The sequence below is a fragment of the Paenibacillus diazotrophicus genome (assembly GCF_042610465.1).
Window position 1 is genome coordinate 894,656 of record NZ_JBGJZN010000001.1, and the last position, 20,243, is coordinate 914,898.

Annotated in this window: 21 protein-coding genes; 2 read left to right on the plus strand and 19 right to left on the minus strand. The window is 46.5% G+C overall.

Annotated features, from left to right (window positions below; genetic code table 11):
* Nucleotides 1-35: 35 nt before the first annotated feature.
* The 5 genes from ACAN54_RS03955 to ACAN54_RS03975 all read right to left on the minus strand — a co-directional run bounded on the left by ACAN54_RS03955 (nucleotide 36) and on the right by ACAN54_RS03975 (nucleotide 4,779).
* On the minus strand, nucleotides 36-650 hold the full coding sequence (locus ACAN54_RS03955; RefSeq protein ID WP_379152782.1) for a TetR/AcrR family transcriptional regulator: 615 nt from the start codon (nucleotides 648-650) through the stop codon (nucleotides 36-38).
* A gap of 169 nt (nucleotides 651-819) precedes the next feature.
* Entirely contained in the window at nucleotides 820-1,590 is a 771-nt protein-coding gene (locus tag ACAN54_RS03960; protein WP_379152784.1) for a stalk domain-containing protein, read from the minus strand.
* A gap of 138 nt (nucleotides 1,591-1,728) precedes the next feature.
* The gene (locus ACAN54_RS03965) at nucleotides 1,729-2,532 is read right to left on the minus strand and encodes a M15 family metallopeptidase (protein WP_379152786.1); all 804 of its coding nucleotides are present in this window, start codon (nucleotides 2,530-2,532) and stop codon (nucleotides 1,729-1,731) included.
* A gap of 152 nt (nucleotides 2,533-2,684) precedes the next feature.
* Nucleotides 2,685-4,151, minus strand: coding sequence for a DHA2 family efflux MFS transporter permease subunit (locus tag ACAN54_RS03970; protein WP_379152788.1), 1,467 nt, complete (start codon nucleotides 4,149-4,151; stop codon nucleotides 2,685-2,687).
* A 58-nt stretch (nucleotides 4,152-4,209) separates the two neighbouring features.
* On the minus strand, nucleotides 4,210-4,779 hold the full coding sequence (locus tag ACAN54_RS03975; RefSeq protein WP_379152790.1) for a TetR/AcrR family transcriptional regulator: 570 nt from the start codon (nucleotides 4,777-4,779) through the stop codon (nucleotides 4,210-4,212).
* 168 nt (nucleotides 4,780-4,947) lie between these two features.
* Between ACAN54_RS03975 and ACAN54_RS03980 the strand changes: the two genes are divergently transcribed.
* Nucleotides 4,948-5,388, plus strand: a complete 441-nt coding sequence (locus tag ACAN54_RS03980) for a DUF4395 domain-containing protein (RefSeq protein ID WP_379152792.1) — start codon at nucleotides 4,948-4,950, stop codon at nucleotides 5,386-5,388.
* A 9-nt stretch (nucleotides 5,389-5,397) separates the two neighbouring features.
* Here the strand turns inward: ACAN54_RS03980 and ACAN54_RS03985 are convergent, their stop codons facing one another.
* The 7 genes from ACAN54_RS03985 to ACAN54_RS04015 form a co-directional block, all read right to left on the minus strand.
* Entirely contained in the window at nucleotides 5,398-5,736 is a 339-nt protein-coding gene (locus ACAN54_RS03985; RefSeq protein ID WP_379152794.1) for a DUF6054 family protein, read from the minus strand.
* A gap of 46 nt (nucleotides 5,737-5,782) precedes the next feature.
* Entirely contained in the window at nucleotides 5,783-6,319 is a 537-nt protein-coding gene (locus ACAN54_RS03990; RefSeq protein ID WP_379152796.1) for a hypothetical protein, read from the minus strand.
* A 72-nt stretch (nucleotides 6,320-6,391) separates the two neighbouring features.
* Nucleotides 6,392-7,378 carry an ROK family protein gene (locus ACAN54_RS03995; protein WP_379154161.1) on the minus strand — a complete coding sequence of 329 codons (987 nt, stop codon included), beginning with the start codon at nucleotides 7,376-7,378 and terminating at the stop codon, nucleotides 6,392-6,394.
* 193 nt (nucleotides 7,379-7,571) lie between these two features.
* Nucleotides 7,572-8,315, minus strand: a complete 744-nt coding sequence (locus ACAN54_RS04000) for an ABC transporter permease (RefSeq protein WP_379154163.1) — start codon at nucleotides 8,313-8,315, stop codon at nucleotides 7,572-7,574.
* A gap of 48 nt (nucleotides 8,316-8,363) precedes the next feature.
* On the minus strand, nucleotides 8,364-9,158 hold the full coding sequence (locus ACAN54_RS04005; RefSeq protein ID WP_379154165.1) for an ABC transporter permease: 795 nt from the start codon (nucleotides 9,156-9,158) through the stop codon (nucleotides 8,364-8,366).
* A gap of 79 nt (nucleotides 9,159-9,237) precedes the next feature.
* Nucleotides 9,238-10,293, minus strand: coding sequence for an ABC transporter ATP-binding protein (locus ACAN54_RS04010; protein WP_379152798.1), 1,056 nt, complete (start codon nucleotides 10,291-10,293; stop codon nucleotides 9,238-9,240).
* A gap of 56 nt (nucleotides 10,294-10,349) precedes the next feature.
* Complete coding sequence (locus ACAN54_RS04015) at nucleotides 10,350-11,132, minus strand: GTP cyclohydrolase II (protein WP_379152800.1); 783 nt, start codon at nucleotides 11,130-11,132, stop codon at nucleotides 10,350-10,352.
* A gap of 187 nt (nucleotides 11,133-11,319) precedes the next feature.
* On the opposite strand from ACAN54_RS04015, the gene catR reads away from it, so the two are divergent.
* Nucleotides 11,320-11,646, plus strand: coding sequence for a catDE operon transcriptional regulator CatR (gene catR, locus ACAN54_RS04020; protein ID WP_379152802.1), 327 nt, complete (start codon nucleotides 11,320-11,322; stop codon nucleotides 11,644-11,646).
* A 91-nt stretch (nucleotides 11,647-11,737) separates the two neighbouring features.
* On the opposite strand, the gene ACAN54_RS04025 is transcribed toward catR, so the two are convergent.
* The 7 genes from ACAN54_RS04025 to ACAN54_RS04055 form a co-directional block, all read right to left on the minus strand.
* On the minus strand, nucleotides 11,738-12,622 hold the full coding sequence (locus ACAN54_RS04025) for an ABC transporter permease subunit (protein WP_379152804.1): 885 nt from the start codon (nucleotides 12,620-12,622) through the stop codon (nucleotides 11,738-11,740).
* Nucleotides 12,619-13,587 carry an ABC transporter ATP-binding protein gene (locus tag ACAN54_RS04030; RefSeq protein WP_379152806.1) on the minus strand — a complete coding sequence of 323 codons (969 nt, stop codon included), beginning with the start codon at nucleotides 13,585-13,587 and terminating at the stop codon, nucleotides 12,619-12,621. Before ACAN54_RS04030 ends, ACAN54_RS04025 begins: the two co-directional genes overlap by 4 nt.
* Nucleotides 13,584-14,705 carry a hypothetical protein gene (locus ACAN54_RS04035; RefSeq protein WP_379152808.1) on the minus strand — a complete coding sequence of 374 codons (1,122 nt, stop codon included), beginning with the start codon at nucleotides 14,703-14,705 and terminating at the stop codon, nucleotides 13,584-13,586. The genes ACAN54_RS04030 and ACAN54_RS04035 overlap by 4 nt, the downstream gene beginning before the upstream one ends.
* A gap of 61 nt (nucleotides 14,706-14,766) precedes the next feature.
* Nucleotides 14,767-15,285 carry a sigma-70 family RNA polymerase sigma factor gene (locus ACAN54_RS04040; protein WP_379152810.1) on the minus strand — a complete coding sequence of 173 codons (519 nt, stop codon included), beginning with the start codon at nucleotides 15,283-15,285 and terminating at the stop codon, nucleotides 14,767-14,769.
* Nucleotides 15,286-15,887: 602 nt separating this feature from the next.
* Nucleotides 15,888-16,331 (minus strand): glucose PTS transporter subunit EIIB, encoded by a 444-nt coding sequence (locus ACAN54_RS04045; RefSeq protein WP_379152812.1) that lies wholly within the window; start codon nucleotides 16,329-16,331, stop codon nucleotides 15,888-15,890.
* A 21-nt stretch (nucleotides 16,332-16,352) separates the two neighbouring features.
* Complete coding sequence (locus ACAN54_RS04050) at nucleotides 16,353-17,213, minus strand: PRD domain-containing protein (protein ID WP_379152814.1); 861 nt, start codon at nucleotides 17,211-17,213, stop codon at nucleotides 16,353-16,355.
* Nucleotides 17,214-17,394: 181 nt separating this feature from the next.
* Entirely contained in the window at nucleotides 17,395-20,136 is a 2,742-nt protein-coding gene (locus ACAN54_RS04055; protein ID WP_379152816.1) for a CHASE3 domain-containing protein, read from the minus strand.
* Nucleotides 20,137-20,243 lie beyond the last annotated feature (107 nt).

A 20,243-nucleotide genomic window follows, 5' to 3' on the forward strand; every position in this document is an offset into this window, starting at 1 on the left:
ATTCATTTTCCACTCATTTCTCTATTTGTATAGTATTAATGAAAAAAACGTTCGAATAACGCGTCGATCTGCTCCTCAAGGGGCGGAGGATTAAAGACCGGCATGAAATCCGTATTGTCCCCAGGCAGGCTCGCAACCATAATAACTGGAAAGACCACTGCTCCGTATATCTGAAGCTGCATCATCATCAGCTTATTTTTGTCCTCTTCTCCGGTGATTTCCTGAATCGCCTGCAAAATCTTTTCCAGCCGCATCATTTTACAATAACGGGAATATTCATCCAGGGAACTCATGATATGATGTCTCTGATCAAGCATTTGTCTGGCCAATCCAGGATAGCGCTTGAGTTCTTCAATGTATCGTGTAAAAAACAGCTTAAGACGTTCCCTTGGGGGCAAAGTATCATCCTCCAGAACTTCAAAGGCGCCATCAAATGTAGCAAGCAGCATTCTTACCGCATCAGCCAGCAGTTTCTCCTTGGAGCCGTAATGATAATTAACAAGCGCCAGATTCGTCTCTGCTTTGGCGGCTATTTTACGCATGGTGGCACAACCAAACCCTTCTGCCCGGATCAGTTCCACTGTTGCTTCAAGTATCGTCTGCTTCGTATCCTTGTCTGAAGGTTCTGTTATGTTATGGGTTCTAGTCATAGGTGTGAGTATGTTCTCCTTCCCCGTCCACTTGTCTGATCAGTGTTTTAAACGGCGTTTAACAAGAGTTAATTTACTCCCTATATGGCCTTCTGTCAATAGTTTCTTGAAATAAAAAAAGGCGAACCTCCACCAACTAAGGGATGGGTCGCCTTCTTGCATATACGGGTTACTTCACTGTAAGAGCCGCAGCCGCATTTGCAGCCACCGGTGCCAAGGTCAGTGTTGTAATCTTTCCTGTTTTGTCTACAGTTAAAGTGAGCAATGCTTCTGACTTCGAGAAGAGCAGCACACTCCGGATTGTCATCACTCCATCAATCCACTGGCTCTCTGTAGTTTTTATGCCAAAATAATTACCAGATGGTGTCGCAACTGCCTCCCAGCTCCGCTGGATCACCGGCAAGAATGCTTGCTCTGCAACAGTACTGCTTAAGTAACGATCCTGAAGCTCCTGATACCTGCCTGCCGCCAGCAGACCGGTAACAGCTCCTGCAGCAACTTCTGGAGCATAAATTTCGACTTGCCCAGTGTTATCATCATAGGCGGCAATAAGCCCTATTGCATTAAAAAAAGACAAAGGAACAAAGATTCGTTTTTGTCTGACTTCAATCCGCTCCTGAAAGGGAACCTTGTCTTTCCCGTTAAGCAGCACTTCATCACCGCTGAGCTTGAAATCAACAGTCTCATTAATCCGCGCTAACTGAACCTGTCCGGTACTGCCTTTGTAAGTAGTATGGTATTTAAGCGCTTCAGCTGTCTCCCTTAGTGGAATCATGACGGCCGATCCGCTCTTGTATGCACTTGACTCTTCCAGTTGTAGAAGCTGTCCATTCAGAACGACTTTAATGGGGTCTGCGGCTTGTGCGCGCTGAGGCACGAATAGCCCTAACCCGCCTGCAAATAACAGAATACTGAGGGTTACGGCTGCGATTTTGTTCAACACATCGATTCCACCTCTCCTGTATTAGATTACATATCTTTGCAAGGCTAAGGAAGAGAACCTACATTAAACATTACCCTTTTGCTTAGATTTTATAACATTCATATGATCGATTGGAAGCATAAGTTTATTCCGCTTCTACTCTACATCGAAATTGAAATATTGTGCGGGAAAAGGCTCCTTGATCAGTGTAAAATGCCACCACTCTTTACTGTACGGTTTGAAACCCTGCTTTGCCATCGCATCCTTGAGGATTTTACGGTTAGCATGCTGCACTGTGCTGATAAGTGAAGTATTGTAATACGATATTTCTCCAAAAAAATCATACGGACTGCCCATATCCACTATAGTGCCTGTCTTGGCATAGGCTAGTGTCAAATCAACCGTGCTGCCACGAGAGTGCCCGGATTTATCAGCGATAAAGCCCAGCTTGAAGAGATTTCGCTTGTCCAGCTTAGGATAATACTGCTGCTTCATTTTAATGTCAGAGGCATCCTTTGACCAGAATACAAAATCATCCACTGCTTTTTGCGGGCGGTAAGCATCATAGATTCTTAAGAGATAGCCTTTCCGGGCCAGATCTTCGCTGACTGCCTTTAACGCTTTAGCCCCCACTCTTGAAAAGATGGCCAGCGGTGCCTTGTATCCCTCAACACGAGATCCTGTGAAATTATTCTCACTATAATAACGTATTTCATATTGCGCGGTAGGAATAACTTCATCCAGATAGACGAACCCCTCAGGCAGGTTGTTTAGCTTTTGCCCTTGAATCTTTCGGTTGGCATCAGTACCCGCACTCTGTCCCGGTTCTGCAGTTACGATATTCCTAGCGGAAGCAAGGTCTCCATGAAACAGAAACGCACCCTCCACACTGACTGCGAGCATAAGAGAGAGAATCAGAATTTTCGTATTGCTTTTGAATACTTCCTTGACGGTTCTCATAGCCCGCTCCCCTCAGCCAGATTAATATACATTATATTTCCATGTATTATATTTTATTCTATTCCCCTCTGTCCATGAAAAGTTACAAATGCCAAAAGACACACCTGAATAACAGATGTGTCTCCTAACAACGATTTCACAGCTCTATGTGATTAATGCATCGAAACCTGTGTTTTATGCTGTACGATGACTCTCTTGAGGAAGAATGCAATCAACAGACCGATAATCGCCATGGACATTCCGAACACGAAGGCATTCTGTACACCTTGTGTAAAGGCTGGCAAAATATTGGCCGGATCGGCAGGATTGCTGGCAGCTTCAATATAGCTTTTGGTCCCTGCAGTCATGATGCTAACTGCGAGTGCCGTACCAATTGCACCAGCTACCTGTTGCAAGGTATTCATGATAGCTGTCCCATCCGGATACAGTTCCATAGGCAATTGGTTGATACCATTGGTCTGGGCAGGCATGAACACCATGGACACCCCTATCATTAGCGCGCTATGCAGCACGATAACGAACACCACGGTCGAAGTGGCGGTGATGCTGGAGAAAAACCACAACGATACTGCGACAATAACCAAACCAGGAATGACCAGCCATTTCGGACCGTATTTGTCAAACAGCCGTCCCATAATCGGCGACATCAGACCGTTGATCAGACCGCCTGGCAACAACAGCAACCCGGCTTTGAAAGCCGAATATCCTTGTCCCTGCTGGAGGTACATCGGAAGAATCAGCATGGAGGACAGAATCACCATCATACAGATGAAGACCATCAGCAGACCTACGACAAACATCGGGAATTTGAATGCCCGGAGATTGATCATCGGCTGCTTCATCGTAAGTTGACGGATTACAAACAGAACAAGTGCAGCCACACCAATCGCGATAGCAATAATGACTTTCGGACTTCCCCAACCCTCAGCTTCCCCGGCGCTGCTGAATCCGAATACCACTCCGCCAAACCCTACAGATGAGAGTACAATGGATAGGATATCAATCTTCGGCTTGGTTACCTCGGTAACGTTCTGCATGAACAGAATACCGCTAATTAGCGCTATAACCAGAAAAGGTAATGACAGCCAAAAAATCCAGTTCCAGCTCAGACTTTCAATCAGCAGACCTGCAATCGTAGGCCCTATAGCCGGAGCGACCATGATAACAAGTCCGATGAGTCCCATCGCTGCACCTCTTTTTTCAGCGGGGATAACGACCAGAATGGTGTTGAACATCAGCGGCAAGAGCAGTGCAGTTCCCATCGCCTGAACAACACGGGCTGTAAGCAAAAATTCAAAATTCGGCGACATTGCGGCCAGGAAAGTTCCCAGGATCGAAAAACACAATGCGGCGACGAACAATTGTCTGGTAGAGAACCATTGCAGCAGCAACCCGGATATCGGTACGAGAATACCCAGTGTCAACAGATAAGCTGTAGTCAGCCATTGTGCCGTCGTAGGGGTAATGTCCAGAACTTTCATCAGGTCGCTTAACGCAACATTAAGGGCGGTCTCACTGAACATGCCAATAAATCCTGCAAGCAGCAAGGAGACTAGAATCGGCAAGGTCTTAAATTTTGTTACTTCGGTTTGATTCTTTCCAGTTTTGGTGGCTTCCACTCTATAATCCTCCTGATAATAAAAGATTGTTCTCTCTATCTGTTTACTTTCTTCTTGCCTAGCTAAGCAATACGGGAACCAATTTGGCGGCGGCAAGTAGCGGCCCTGTACTATGACAGGTCAAGGTCTGCAGCAGCGCGCCCTCAAACAACGAGACCACCACTGAAGCCTTATCTGCTGCGAGCTGAGCATCTACTCCCTCTTCAAGCAAACGCTGCAGAATAACGTCCTGCCAATCCTCGAATACAGACTGGCACGCAGTTCTCAGCTCCTCGCTGATGCAGGATGTTTCCACAGCTACCCAGAAGCTGAAGGGCACCATGCCTTTGTAATCAGACTCTTCCGCATCCTTGATCATCTGACGAATGAACTCCTGAACAGCCTTTGTAACCGAAGTTTCCTTCTCCACATATTGCTTCAGCTGTCTTACAACATACTCACTGGTTTTGTTGATACAGGTTAAAGCCAGTTCCTCTTTGCCATGCGGGAAATAATAATACAGCGATCCCTTGGGCGAGTCACTGTCCTTGATAATCTGACTCAAACCCGTAGCATGATAGCCTTGTGTGAAAAATAGTCGTGAAGCAGTATCCACAATCGCTTCACGTGCATTGGGCTTGTTGGACAAGCGGGACACTTCCTTTACTTTTATAACAATCGGTCTACATAATAAGACCACAAATCGGTATGAAATGTCAACATTTAATTATTAAAATTTTATTTTCTAAACTTTAATTGCTGCATGAGATTTAATACGTTATAATTTCATTAATCCCATGCGAAAGGTGTGAATTAAATGAAAGGAAATGCTATAACAAAAGGTATCCCACGCCCTCTTGTCCAAACCAATCAGACGTTTATTGTATTGTCGGTATTGGTAAGCTGGATTACAGCCCAGCCCTGGATTCTCGCACTTCCGCTTGCCGCTGGATTATCCGGATTGATCTTCAGATATAACCCGGTCCTCAAGCTGGCTTCCCGGTTCCTGAGTAAGGAACGTTCCGCTTATGTGCTTGAGGACCCGGATCAACAGCAATTCAACCAAGGTATTGCTGTCTTCTTCCTTAGCGCCGGGCTGCTCAGCTTCCTTATTGGCTGGACGGCTGCCGCCTACATCTTCACAGCCATGGTCGCAGTGGCTGCCACTGTGGCTATCCTTGGTTTCTGCATTGGCTGCTTCATCCATTATCAATGGAGAATGTACACCTACAGACGCAAGCAAGGAAACATTCAGTAAACACTAGATTCACTCCAGAATGTAATCAGATAATAGCTTTTCAACGGAGGAAGCAAAGCTTTGGCCTGCCCCCCAATCCAATTTCATGACTATTCCTTTCGAGGCCCCTGCCGCGATGAGCCGTACATTCGTTACTCCCTGCAGATTATCGAATATAATGACCAGCGCGGCCTGATTGCCTGAACGGAAGAAATATCGCTCATAGATCATCGTTCCAATCGAATAACCATCGCCCAACTCATTATGCTCTTCATACAACAGCTCTGAACTAACGGGCATTCCCTCTTTCACCATAATCAGAACTTCCTCAGGCTGCAGACTAACATTAAAGCTGTACCCATCTGCCAACACAACCTCCTCCTTCCATGATCCGCTGAAAGGGTTCTAGTAGCCCCTAGTCCCTCTGCTCTTCCCCGGCGACATCCCAGCGGTGCCGGTACTTTTCCAGACGCGGGTGAAGATTACCGGGAGCAGCAGACAGAATCAGCCTCAGCTTAACGATCCACTCCTCAAAAGAAGAATACGAAGCAAATTGGTTAGCCGTTTCAGGTGTCAAATAGAGAAAATAAGGCGAAGGATATATCTCACTGATATGCCGTAGCGCTGTGTCCAGCGGAGTATACTTCTTCCGCTTGCCTTCCAGACTCTCCACGGTAATGTTGGAGCGGCCTTGTTCTCTTTTCCATTCATGCAGGCGGTCTTCCCGTTTATAAAAGGACTTTACCGGCTCCTTGCTCATCCGTCTTACCGTTTCTTCATGCAGCGGATACAGTACCAGCTTGCTGAACTTACGTTCAGATGCGGTGCGGGCAGCCTGCTCCAGCTCCTGATCCGTAATATGTTCAAAGGAATCATAGAACACCAGGGTTCCTTTACGTTCTGCAGCCGGCGGCTCATAGCCAAAAGGTACGTTCTGTATCTCTCTTTTCATCACAGGCCTCCTGCTAATCGTATTTTGACTACAGCATAGCATGCTACAGCAACAGATACATCATTCAGAGATTCACTCGTCAGCTTCCCCTATTTCTTCACCTATCAGCCTCCGGTAAGCATATGCCGCAGCACCCAGCGTGCCTGCCCGGCCGCCCAGCTCTGCCTGAACAATGCTGCATCGGCTGCCGGACAGCTTCAGGGCGTGCTCTTTCACGGTCTCTCGGACGCTGCACAGCAGCCGGTCCCCGGCCGCAGACATCCCGCCACCGATAACAATCACTTCCGGATTCAGCAGATTAATTACGTTGGATAGTCCATAGCCTAGCAATACGCCGGTCTCATGCATGACTTCCACCGCTACAGCATCATCCAGATCATAAGCTTCCGATATCATAAGCGCCGTTATCTTTTCAAGGTCACCGCATATCCAGGTTTGAATAATACTTTGTCTGCCTTGTACCAGCTTTTCTTTGAAGGTGTTCACCATGCCCGTTGCCGATACATATCTTCCAAGACAGCCAGAGCTTCCGCAGCGGCAGGGACGGCCCTGCCTGAACATATTCATATGTCCGATCTCCCCTGCACTGAATGAGGTCCCGTACACCACCTTACCCCCGCTTACAATTCCCGAACCGAGTCCCGTTCCGAGAGTAAGCAGAACTACATTCTTATACCTTCTAGCTGCTCCATACTGCCATTCACCATACAGATTTACCCTGACATCATTATCGATAAATACAGGAAAATCATAAAACGGTCTCATCTCATTGACGATATGTACGTGTTCCCATCCTGGAAAATTGGGAGAAAACAGGGACAACCCTTCTTCAGGATCAAGCAGCCCGGGAATCCCCATACCCATGCAGGCAATATGCTGAATTCCAATTCCCTTCTCCTCGGTCAGCATCTGTACAGCCAGCCGAATACGCGTGAGCACATGTGCCGGTCCTTTTGCAGCTTCAGTGGGTATGGATATTTCTCCAACTGCCGTGAATCCGTCATCAAATAGGGCTGCTTTAATATTAGTTCCGCCTAGATCCACACCGATAGCATACATTTTCAATTCCCCACTCCTCCGGATAAATATCAATGTGTTCATTATGAGGAATCTCGCCTTATGTGAAAAGAGATTTATATAACATCTTATATTACTTTTGGAACTTCCGGTGGGCGTCTTAGCGGCAAAAGAAAAAACAGACCGGCGATTAACGCGCGAGTCTGTCTTTCATCCTTTCCGTGAGGGACCTGCCTTATGAGCCGGCTCCTTTATACTTTTTGACCCCATAATTCCAGGACACAATTCCGATCCCCAGGAACACAGCCCCTACCACCGGAGTCAACAGCGCCATACTCTGCATCTCCTCACGGTGCAGGAACAGCGCCGCCGGATATACGCCGACAAAAGCAAACGGGATAATCCAAGTCAGCAGTACCTGAATCGCACGGTTATAGATCGTAACCGGATAACGGCCATAAGTCTGAATATTGTACATCAGCGGCAGAATACCGGTGGGAGCATCCGAATAGAACGACAGTGAGGTCAAAGTCGTGTATATGCCGGTGTAAATCGCAACCGCACTAAGCGTCAGTACAATAATCATAGGTATCGTCCACCATTCAAAGGGCAGACCCAGATTACTGCCGCTGATCGCCATGATGATTAGACCGATGAAAGAGCCAACCAGTGCCGGAGGGTCCACATTCTCCAGGAAAATCTGGAACAGGTTATGCGCCGGACGGGTCAGAATGCGATCCATTTCCCCTTTTACGATATAGCGCTCACTGAAGCCCCACATATTCACAAAACAGCTGAAGACTCCAAAAGGCACCATAAAGAAGCCGTATACGAACACTACTTCATTCTGGCTCCAACCACCCAGACTATTGGTATGCATAAAGATGACCAGAATGAAAATAAAGTTGGTCGCTTGAAACAGCAGGTCTGACACCACTTCCACCCAAAAATCGGCGCGGTAGGTCAGACGTGTCTTCATATAGTTTTTGATGTATTCCACTAATAAATCCAAGTAATACAACTTCACTCACCCTCCCTGCACGAACAGCCGCTGACGCGACGCGTGGTATAGCCAGACAATTGGAATCAGTAGTACCACGAACCAGATCACCTGGATCCCCAGCACATTCCAAATGCCCACCCCTTGAACCCGCCCAGTAAATACAGAACCCGGCAGGTAAGTAATGGCTTGAAAGGGTAAAACTTTAAGGATAGAGGACAGCCAGTCCGGGAACAGGGTGATTGGAACGATCAAGCCGGAGAATAGGTCAACCACGACACGCTTCATCCGCATCATGCCCTCATTATTCTCGACGAAGAACGCCGATAGACCCGTTATAATATTGATCTGTGAACTGATTAGGAAGCTGAAAAAGAGCATGACCAGAAAACCAACCCAAGCCGAAGGCTCTGTTGGTAAGTGCACCGGGAAGAGCAGGATGGCAATCACCATACCCGGGATCATCAGCATCATAAAGCGGAACATGCCTTCGCCAAGTCCCTGCATCATTTTGACCAGCACGTAGTTATAAGGCCGGATGAACTGGATTGCGATACTTCCATCCCTGATATCGGTAGAAATCTCCCGGTCCAGGTTGTTAAAATAAAAGGCCCTCGCCATCCAGGAAACCGCAACATACGTCGTCATCTGTGCACCAGTAAACCCGCCCAGGGATTCCCCATCCCCATAGATAGCTCTCCAGGTGAAATAGTTCACTCCAATATTGAGTGTATAGATCAGAATACCTGAATAATAATTGACACGGTAAGCGAGCATGGTTAAAAACCTGATGCGTATAAAATCAAAATAAGCACCCAGCAGCAATCTCCATCCCTTTTCCTCGGGACCGCCAGCGGAAGAGCCTCCGGCAGAAGAAGTGGCTGCTGCAGCTTTAAGCTGTTCAGACATGGATGACCTCTTTCTCATCCTTCAGCGCAAGAATCTTCTCTTCCGGTTTCTCGGCCGAACCTGATTGATAAATGCTGCGGACAATATCATCCGTATTGGTTTCAATGATTTTGATATCCGTAATATCTGCTTGACCCACAACTCGTCCAAGTACATCCGAAACGTTCAACTCCAGCGGAATCCATACCTTGGCACCCAGATCATTCTCAGATGACCAGGTCACCGGCATATCCTCTGTCCACTGCTTAAGCTGCTCAAGTTTTGTTGCAACTCCGAACTGGAACTGAACCTCACGGCCTGTACCCCAGCGCTGTTTCAGCTCTTCCAGCCCGCCGTCATAAATGATTCGTCCATCGTCCAGCATAATCACCCGTGAACAAAGCGCTTCAATATCTTGAAGATCATGCGTGGTGAGCAGAATCGTTGTTCCATGTTCACGGTTCATATCCTTCAAGAACTGGCGGATTTCCGACTTTACCACGATATCCAGTCCGATTGTAGGCTCATCCAGGAACAGAATTGACGGATTATGGAGGAGTGCTGCAACCAGCTCACACCGCATCCGCTGCCCCAGACTAAGTTTGCGGACCGGACGGCTCAGCAGATCCTGCAGTTCCAGCCGCTCCACCAGCTCATCCAGCCTTTTCTTAAAATCGAGCTCAGGTACACGATATACCTTGCGGAGTAACTGGAAGGATTCAATCACACCAATATCCCACCACAGCTGGCTGCGCTGTCCGAACACAACACCGATATTACGCACAAATTTCTCCCGTTCCTCATAAGGGATAAACCCTCCAACAGAAAGGCTACCCGAGGTTGGCACAAGAATGCCGGTGAGCATTTTGATCGTCGTGGATTTCCCTGCACCATTCTCGCCAATATAGCCGCAGATCTCGCCCTGGGGAATGGAGAAGGAAATGTCCTTTACAGCTGTAACTTCGGAATATTCCCGCTTAAACAAATCAGCGAAGGCCCCTTTGAGGCCCTCGCGGTTTTTTTGGACTTTGAAGGTTTTGCGTAAGTCCTGCACTTGAATTGCATTCATATTGTACCTCACTAAGTTAAGGATTAGGTTCAGTACCCCATTATAACATTTCTGAATTATTTGGCTACTCGTCCATCAAAAAAATCAGCGTTCGGTACCGCCTCCAGATGGCCGGAACGGGCCACTTTCGTGCGCAGATATTTTTCATTAAATACAGATACGTCGCCCCATAGAGGAACTCTCTTCCCGGTATTCATCCCGGCTGCCTTAAGAGCTTCCATCTTCTTCGGATTGTTCGTAATCAGGGTAACCGGTTTGCTGCGCAGATGCTGCAGGACGCTGATCGCATCTCTGTAGTCTCTGGAATCATCGGCAAAGCCCAGCTCCAGATTGGCTTCTACAGTATCATATCCTTCTTCCTGGAGAATATATGCCATAGCCTTGCTGAACAAACCAATCCCTCTTCCTTCATGATTAGCCAGGTAGAATAAGGCGCCAGAACCGTGCTGCGCGATCATCTTCATCGACGTGCGGAGCTGGAAACCGCAATCGCAGCGTTTGCTGCCAAAGATATCCCCCGTATGGCAGATGCTGTGCATCCGGATCAATGCTTCATCCGAATCTTCAAAGTCTCCATACACCAGCACGCTCGACTGTTGCCCTTCGGCAAGATTCATGGAGGACAACCGGGAGATCAGCAGTTCCGTTGCTTCTTTACTGTCGCCGCCCTGCAGTTCTTCATCCGTAGCTTTCAGCCAGCTGTACCATTTGAAGGTAACGGTCTCCCCGTCCAGATTCACCGGCAGTGTAATGGGGCCAACGAGTATATTAGTAGAATCATCCATGGTTATCCGTTTGATTTTATTCTGTAGTATAGATAAGATATCTGGTTTGATCATGATTGCACCGTCCTAAGCTCATAGTCTAAATTTTAATATTATAAATTAATTCCAACCCTTTAAGTCAAGTAACTATTTGTAAGTTAGTTTATCATTGTAATATAACTTCGTCAAGTTATAATATATATATAAATATTAATAATTACTTATAGTAAGTTTATGATATAATGAATGCGAGGTGAACATTATGGATAATTTCGAAATGTGTCCACGCTTTGAAAAAGCGGTAGATATGCTTAGCAAACGCTGGGTTGCGCTAATAGTATTCGTTCTAATGAAAGGTCCCCGCCGATTTGGTGAAATTGAGAGCTGTCTCTCCAACCTGAGCGGCAAAGTACTATCCGACCGCTTGAAAGAAATGGAGAACGAGGGCATCATTCAGCGTACAGTCTATCCCGAAATGCCGGTACGGATTGAATACTCGCTGACCAGTAAAGGAACGGCACTGGCTCCGATCCTTGGTGAAATTGGCAACTGGTCTACCGATTGGATCGAGATCGGTGCAAACAAGTGATGTCCGGTCTGCAGCCTAAATAGCGCCTTGACGGTTCCATCCCAGGAATCCATCAAGGCGCTATTTGTTGTATCAGTAGTGAAAGTACAGGTTACAAATCCTTGTGCTGAAACCGCAGCAGTCCTATCGCAAACACCACAACCGTATACAGAACGGCATACACCACAAATGAATCCGAAGGAACGGAATTCAAGTCTAATAGTGGAAAGGAGCTTGTATTCATATTAACCATCCCTCCCAAATCCTTCAGGCTGAAAAGCTCTGCTGTCATTTTTTGTTGCAGTCCGTCTGCAGGCATGAGAAGAGACATGATCCCCGTGAGATTATGCAGTGTATGGATCGCTTCTTCTTTCAAGCCTAGCGAACTGCTCAATTTATCGATCATCCCTCCAAGCCAGCCTGCTCCATAGAGCATGGTCATGAAAACCCCGTTGCCAAGTGCCGAGAATAAACCCGACCCAAGCATGGATAAGCTGATTAGCAACGGTACTAGAGAAGCAAAGAGTAGAAAAGCCTTTATAAGCGCATCGTCGTCTCTTGGGATAGAAGCATGTGCACCTGCTATCAGCAGAATCGCTGCAAACAAAAGAAAAGCATAGAGAATTCCTAAGGTGACATACCCAAGCCAGCGCCCCAGATACCATTTCCACCGCGGCAATGGGCGAGGGAGTAATGCTTGCATGATCCCCTGTTCCGCTTCTCCTGAAATGGAGGAGAAAGAACTAAAAATAGCCAGAAAGGCAATCACAAAAGCCCCGAAGAAAAACCCCATGGTCAAAATAAAAGTGCCTGTCGTAAAGCTTTCAATCAGACTTCTCCCATTCATAATGCTGGTTGCTCTTCCAGATTCGCTGCTCCCGACAATAGCTGCAACGAACCAGAACGCGATCAGAAAGATAATAGTCATAACCAGAGTCATGAGCATCACTTTTTTCCGCAGCAGTTCTTTCCAGGTCATTCCCAGTATGGTCATCATTCCTGCTCCCCCCTATGGCTGAGCCCGGATACAGCATCCAGGAACCATTCTTCCAGTCGTTCTTTTTTACGCGAAACCTCATATAAGGTCATACCCTGTTCAATCATCAGTGAATTTAACCAACCCACTTGTTCTTCACTCTCAACTTCCGCCATCAGCCACACAGTGCTTCCTTCGATGGTATCCTGATTCCCGTCCACCACTGCCTGACTGATCTGCAAACCCGTATGATCCTTCAACCATGACAGCAAAAAAGGCGAAAAGCCGCCCACTTTAAAATGCCAGCTTGTTCGCTTGCTTACTACTTCTGAGACTTTGCCGTGCCGCAGGATCTCGCCGTTATTCAGCAGCGCCATCCGGTCGCACAGCACCTCAACATCCTCAAGTAGGTGAGAGTTGAGAAAAATGGTGATACCCCGCTGCTTTAGCCTTTCCAGTATAGATCTCACTTCCATTCTGCCGATTGGATCAAGAGCCGATGACGGCTCATCCAAAAAAACAAGTTCCGGATCATTCACAAGTGCGCAGGCTAGCCCCAACCTCTGCTGCATTCCCTTGGAGTAATACTTCACTCGGTCACGGCCCCGCAGTCCTAATCCTACCTCCTTCAGCAGCTCTGGTATTCTGCGGTCTGCTACAGACTTTTCGATATTGCATAATCGGGCATGGAGTCTAACTACCTCTTCTCCACTCAACCATTCCTGGTACCGGTAAAGTTCCGGCAGATAACCTATCTTCGACTTGGCTGCAAGAGTTCCAATCGGATGTCCGAAAAGAGCGGCACTTCCACTGGTCGGACGAATTAAGCCTGCCAGCATTTTAACAAAGGTGCTTTTACCGGCACCGTTGGGACCGAGGAAGCCGAAGGCTTCCCCTTTCTCAACAGTAATAGTTACATCTCTGCAGCCGCGTCCGTTACTGTATTCTTTGGTCAGTAATTGCGCTTGAATTGCGGGTAGATTCATTGCGTGATCAACTCCTGGAGCTGCTTCATGAATTTCTCTTTGTCCTGATAGAGTGAACCACCGGAAAAGTCGAATAGCTGCCCATTATTCACCCATGTAGCACTATAAGTAGGCCCATCTCCATAATTCATAGTTTCCATGATAATCTTTATACCGTTCACTTCAATCTGCTCGGAAGGATTCCCTTTGATCACAGGCATAGGCAGGTCTCCGGCCAGAATACTGCTCTGCTGCAGACTGGACTTCAGTTCATCCGGGAGAAGCGGGAAATCAATGACAGCCCGCACAGCCTCTTCCACGTTAATTGAAGGATCTACATTCACCACAGGTGTATTCATCTGTATCAGATTCGCCCAGTGATCATCCACAGAATAATCATAACTTACGGATTCTGGAACCGATAGTGTGAGCGGCTTGCCGTCAATGGATTCTGGCAACAGCTCTTTCGCCCCAAGACGTGTCAGCGCCTTATTTACCTCATCCACCTTCAGAGTTAGTGTAATTTGCTGTGAGGAGTTTATATATACGCTTGTAACCTTATCAAAAGCTCCACCGGTCACCGCAGGGTAGCCCAATTTATCCTGCAATGCATTCACTGGCACCATTCCGCTTAACTTACCGGATGAATAGCTGAATGAGCCGAATTTGTTAACAGCTTCATTCATATTTTCTTCTCCGCTGACCTGATAGAACAAATTCCGCAGATCATCTTCATTGACAGCCGTTACTTCCTGCATTCTAAATTGACCCAATATAGCGGCCATGGCCGTATTTCCTATAGGAGTGGCAAGTACGGCTGCAAATATGGCTACGCCCGCTGCAGCAGTTGCCCATTTCCGGCGGCGGTTCATGGTAAACCGTCGTGGCTTCCGGCTATTGGTTTTCACCTGTGCTCCCGTGATGTCCACTGGACTCACTAAAGGCTGAACCTCTTTCTTGCTATCACTTGATTCTGCTATGGATGCCGCATGATCTTCATCTATGCTAATCTCTTTGACATCCTGCCCCCATGATGCCCATACCGGATTCACTGGCTCTGCAGCAAGTTTATTTTGCAGCTTCGCCCAAGCTTCGTTCGTAATTTGTTTATCGGAATCATATTTCATAGGATTGGTCACTGGATGGTTCCTCCTAAAAGTTTGATGTTCATTAACTGCCTGGATTCGCTTCGTACACGAATCAATCGGTCTGAGGATATGAATTAACCGCCTGCTGTTTCAGCTTATGGGTTGCCCGGTTAAGCAGTGTTCCGACAACCGGAGGATTAATGCCAAGCTGCCCTGCAATCTCCGAATAGCTGTAACCCGAGTAGCGCAATAGCAGCGCCTGTCTGTCTCTCTCGGGCAGACCATCCAGCCAAGTCCGGACATCCTCCTGATCCAGCTTGCTGAGTACAGTCTCTTCACCGGAAGGTGGAGCTGCCTCGGCGCTGAACAACAGCTCATGCTTATCCTGGAGCCTACGCTCCCTCGCCTTTTTGTTCAAATAGTCATATCCGATCCGGGTAAGCACTCTATGAAGCCAAGCACCCAGCGCATTCGGATCATCCGGCGGGTTGCGGTATAGTCTGAGAAACACATCCTGGGCTAAATCGTCTGCTGCCGACTCATCCCGTACAAGCGCCGCCAACTTCCGCCGCACCACCGGATAGTGTTCATAAAATATAGTTCGAAACATTTCAGATTCCGGAAATTCCATTGTGTAAATCCTCCTTATCAGCTGCAGCTATAAGTAAGACGAACGTCAAAACGATTTTGTATCAGAGTTAAATGCAATTATTATAACTTTACTAATTTATTTTTCTCCCTGCACTGTCTGTAATGGCAGATTTCAGGGCCATCCGTTACGGATGACCCTTTTTTTTATTCTTGTATGATTCAATAGCGAAAAGGATTCTAGTAACCACGACATCAAAACCGAAACCCCATCCGGTAATCACTGCATCAGCTTGGTAACAGCGAATATTCGTTAAACCCGACATCCGGCGATAACATCGCAGGAGCATATGTTCATCGGAATCAAGGTCTGTAACGAAATGATTCGCCTTTGCTACTCATGCTCATGTGACGGAACGTAAGAAGAGAACCATCAGTGATAATGTTCGGATTCACTTTAAGAATATCCCCGATCCTGCAATTACTAAGAACCCGCATAACCATTGTGGTTATGCGGGTTCTTAGTTTGTATCCGATCATGGAAAAAATGACGATGAAGCTTGAAGGAATGCAAATGTTATTTTGAGACTACATTAGTGGCTTGATCTATCTGATCTTGATATTGACGTTTGAAATACCCTATTATTACAGGAGTTTCTTGATGTCATCCTTAATTTGCTCCGATTGCGGACCAAATACGATTTGCACCGCACCTTGGCCTAGTCTCATTACACCCGATGCTCCCAGCTGCTTCAGCGCAGCATCCTTGACAGCTTTCTCATCATTTACAATTAGCCGTAGCCGTGTAATACAAGCATCGATGTTGCGGATGTTGGATGGCCCGCCGATATTTTCAAGAATTTTAACGGCTCTGGAGGATGCGGAGATTTTTGCTCCACTCACATCAAATGGGGCAATTACTCTCCCCTCGCTAGGTTCTATAGCTAACCCCTTCCCCATATGACCACCTGCGAATGTTTCATCCGGCACATCGTATAATGGAATGGCCTGACCGCTTACCGGAGCGATAATTTCCAGTGTCAGTACTTCGGCCGGACACTTTTCTTTTTTCGATTTCCATGTAAACATGTATCTCTCTCCTCACGGTTGCTATTTATCTAAGGTTTGGAACAATCGCCACAAATGCATGGCAAGGAAGCCAATTTCTTCTTTGGGAACTTCTACACCCAGGGATTCCTGCATAACCTTGCCCATTTTTTGGGCCAGCTTGTATTCCTCTTTGTATTCTTTCTGAATATGCTTCACGAACGGATTATCAATGAGCGAACCCTGCAGAATCCGTTCAATCGAAAATCGCAGATGAATCATGAGCCGTATGTGGTTCATACTTCCATGAGAAAAGGTGAAGTTTCGTTCTCTGCGAATCATATCCAGCAACTCGCTGACGATATTTGAGGATTTTACCAACTGACCTACCGTTACATTGCTGACCGCCGAATATACGTGATACGTTAGAAACCCCACTTCATCTTCAGGGATCTGAACCTGGAACTCTGCACTGATTTTCTCCGCCGCTCTGTAAGCGATCTCAAATTCCTTGGGAAAAGACATTTTGGTCTCCTGTAGAAACGGATTGACAATGTCCATTCCATTCCTGAGACGGTAGACGGTGAACTGGATATGGCTGGGGAGCGCTAAATAGATCTTGTCATTCAGCTTGCCTGAAAATTCAAACGCAATATCCGCAATAATATCATCTGTTATTCTCATCACTTTTGGATCTATATCTTCAAGAAGAATCTGATATTGACTCCATTCCTCACGATCCTCCAACCTGAATAATTTCTCAATCCGCTTATCATTTGCTTCTATGATTCCTGAATCTTTAACAGCAAATCCGATCCCTTTGCCAATAATCACATATTCCTTGTTCTTACGGCCTCCTTGCACCATCACTACGTTATTGCCGATCACCCGCAGTACCTCAAACTGCTCATTATCTTTGACCAAGGTCCCCCTCCTTCCCATTTGTCCGATTTTTTTGCATCAAAAAGAGCCAAGAAAGACTCATTAAAATGAGGTCAATTCTTGGCTCATGCCCTTAAAGGTAACACGCCGATTGCATATAATGGATCATTTATAAAACCATAATAAGTCATACTTATTTTTCAGTCAATTAGTTTTTATAAAGTCAAGCGCGACCCTCTAACAGCCGGCACATTCGTGTCACCACATCCTGAATCACGACCGGCTTACTGAGAAAATCTGAAGCTCCTGCTGCCAGACATTTCTCACGGTCATCCTTCATCGTTTTGGCTGAGATTGCGATAACGGGAAGTTCAGGCAGCTGCAGTTCCTCACGGATGATCGAAAGGGTATCATACCCGTCCAGGTTCGGCATCATGATGTCCAAGAGTACAATATCTATGTCTGGCTGTTCTCTGACGATTTGCAGGCACTCGAATCCGGATTGAGTAGTTAGAATATTCATGTCATAGGGCTCCAGCCCTTTGTCCAGAGCATAGATGTTGCGGATGTCGTCATCTACAATCAGTACAGTCTTCTCACGAAGCTTGCTATAATCCTTGTCGAACTGCGTACGATCCTTCTTAACAGACTTCTCATGCTGCAGTTCACTCCATTCAGAAGCAGCTGCAGCCTGTGTACTCCAGACATCTGGAACCATGGAATCGAACCCGTCATCGATTTCACGGCAAGGGAGGTACAGTGTAAACGTGCTTCCCACACCCTCTTTACTGTCCAGTGTAATGGTTCCCCCTAACAGTCTGGCAAGCTGCTGAGAGATGGACAAGCCCAGGCCGGTACCACCATATTTACGGACGGTTGAGCCGTCAGCCTGGCGGAAAGCTTCGAAGATGCTCTCCCGGTTTGCATCCGATACACCAATTCCACTATCTTTTACGGTAAAGGCGATTGCTGGTTCACCTGTATGAAGGTGTGGCGGTGTGAAAGATTCCACACGGTGGATCACCACTTTTACAAATCCCTGTTCCGTAAACTTAAAAGCGTTGGAAAGAAGGTTCCTGAGGATTTGATGCAATCTCATTTCATCCGTAAAAAATAAATCAGGAGCATCATCCTGAAGTATGACCTGGAAATCAATATTCTTCTGCTCGGCGGTTTTGATAAAATAACCATTCAGTATGGATGGCAGCTCTGTAAGGTTAACGGCATCGCGTTCTACTGTCATCTTGCCTGCTTCTACTTTGGACAAATCCAGTATATCGTTGATCATCTCCAGCAAAGCGCTTCCAGAAGAATGAATAACAGCCGCATATCCCTGTTCTTCTTCTGTCAGGGTCTCGTTGCGGTTCTCGGTAAGCAGCTGTGAAAGAATAAGCATGCTGTTAAGCGGTGTACGCAGTTCGTGAGACATATTGGCTAAAAATTCAGATTTATAGCGGGAGCTTTGCTCCAATTGTTCATTATATTTCTCCAGTTGAACGGCTGCATTCTCGGCAACAGACTTCTGGTCCTCCAGTTCCCGGTTAATAATCAGCAATTCATGGGTTTGATTCTGCAGCTCTTCGGTCTGTACCTGCAGTTCCTCAGATTGTACCTGAAGCTCCTCGGATTGGATCTGTAATTCTTCGTTCAAGACTTGAGATTCCTTATATAAGTGCTGAATTTCCATACGTGTCAAAACAGAATTCAAGGTGACCCCCAACATGGTTAGCAGCTCGTCAAACAGCTTAAGTTGATAGGGGGCCCATTGAGTCAGCGAAGCGGCCTCCAGAACGGCTACAGTCTTGTTCTCGAAGATAACCGGAGCAATAACAGCAAATTTGGGTGCGGATCTTCCGAGTCCGGAATGAACACTTATATAATCCTCTGGCAAATCCTCAAGCAGAATCAGCTTTTTATCGATCGCACACTGGCCAATGAGCCCTTCACCCGCATGTATCTTCGTCTTTCCGATCTCCAGCTTCAGCTTCTCTGAGCCGGCATAGGAATACATTCGTTCATATAATTCATTCTCACCCAGCACATAAATGACACCATATTGCATTTCCAGCATAAAGGATAATCTATTCATAAATGTCCTGCATACGATAGACAAATCAGTAGTTTCTTGTAGAGCCATAGACATTAACGAAATCTGTCCACTACTCCAATGATCCCGCTGAACATTATCTAATAGCTCATTCGTTGCATTTCCCAGTTCATAGATCTCATCACGGGTCTTCACTCTGATCCGTTCGGACATGTTCCCCCCGCTTGCTATACTCTGGATCGCTTGAATGACGTGTTGCAGCGGATTCACAATACTTGCAGAGATCAGGTAAGTTACAAGAGCTGCCAATAGGGCAACCATAGTCCAAAGTGCATACATGGTTATCATTAGCTTATCGTTGCTGTCTTTCAAATTGGCAATTCGTTCGCTTGTAAGCTGTCGTTCGTTATCCCGGAAGTACTCCAGCTGTGAGCGTGTGGAATCAATGATCATTTTACCGCTGTCATTGCGAAAAAAGGCATTCACTGCCTCAGTCTGACCATTGCGTTTCAGATCAACTACGTAACGTCCCGCTGTTCCGATCCATTTATTAATATTCACTTGGATATCTTGCAGGATCAGCATTTGATCCGGGTTATTCTCAATCATTCTGCGTAATTTAGTATAATTAATCTCCCACTCTGCCGTCCCCTTATCAAAGGGAGGCAAATAACCGGGGTCGCCTGTAAGTGCATATCCTCTTTGACCAGTCTCCATGTCTAACATATTTTTTTCAATTTGATAGGTAAGCTCATGCACCTTCATATCATGGTCACTCAAAAAAACAGTTTCCTTCTCCAGGTCAGTGATCCTGCTGGATACAACGAGCAGAAACAGTCCCAGCATTAACAGGATCATAGCATAACCGAGAGCAATTTTTCCGCGGATCTTCAGGCTTATGCCTCGCTCATCAAGCAATGGTCCAACCTCCATCTGGCATTCCATATATATTCCAATTACTCAAGCTGATGTTTTATAATTGTAAATTCTGGCAATTCAGAATGCAAGGGGTCCATTTGCTGCAG

Bases quoted from the DNA above. Each gene is read 5' to 3' on its own strand.
- ACAN54_RS03955 (WP_379152782.1), bottom strand. From the start codon at position 650: ATGACTAGAACCCATAACATAACAGAACCTTCAGACAAGGATACGAAG.
- ACAN54_RS03965 (WP_379152786.1), bottom strand. From the start codon at position 2,532: ATGAGAACCGTCAAGGAAGTATTCAAAAGCAATACGAAAATTCTGATT.
- ACAN54_RS03980 (WP_379152792.1), top strand. From the start codon at position 4,948: ATGAAAGGAAATGCTATAACAAAAGGTATCCCACGCCCTCTTGTCCAA.
- ACAN54_RS03990 (WP_379152796.1), bottom strand. From the start codon at position 6,319: ATGAAAAGAGAGATACAGAACGTACCTTTTGGCTATGAGCCGCCGGCT.
- ACAN54_RS03995 (WP_379154161.1), bottom strand. From the start codon at position 7,378: ATGTATGCTATCGGTGTGGATCTAGGCGGAACTAATATTAAAGCAGCC.
- ACAN54_RS04000 (WP_379154163.1), bottom strand. From the start codon at position 8,315: ATGAAGACACGTCTGACCTACCGCGCCGATTTTTGGGTGGAAGTGGTG.
- ACAN54_RS04010 (WP_379152798.1), bottom strand. From the start codon at position 10,293: ATGAATGCAATTCAAGTGCAGGACTTACGCAAAACCTTCAAAGTCCAA.
- ACAN54_RS04015 (WP_379152800.1), bottom strand. From the start codon at position 11,132: ATGATCAAACCAGATATCTTATCTATACTACAGAATAAAATCAAACGG.
- catR (WP_379152802.1), top strand. From the start codon at position 11,320: ATGGATAATTTCGAAATGTGTCCACGCTTTGAAAAAGCGGTAGATATG.
- ACAN54_RS04025 (WP_379152804.1), bottom strand. From the start codon at position 12,622: ATGATGACCATACTGGGAATGACCTGGAAAGAACTGCTGCGGAAAAAA.
- ACAN54_RS04030 (WP_379152806.1), bottom strand. From the start codon at position 13,587: ATGAATCTACCCGCAATTCAAGCGCAATTACTGACCAAAGAATACAGT.
- ACAN54_RS04040 (WP_379152810.1), bottom strand. From the start codon at position 15,285: ATGGAATTTCCGGAATCTGAAATGTTTCGAACTATATTTTATGAACAC.
- ACAN54_RS04045 (WP_379152812.1), bottom strand. From the start codon at position 16,331: ATGTTTACATGGAAATCGAAAAAAGAAAAGTGTCCGGCCGAAGTACTG.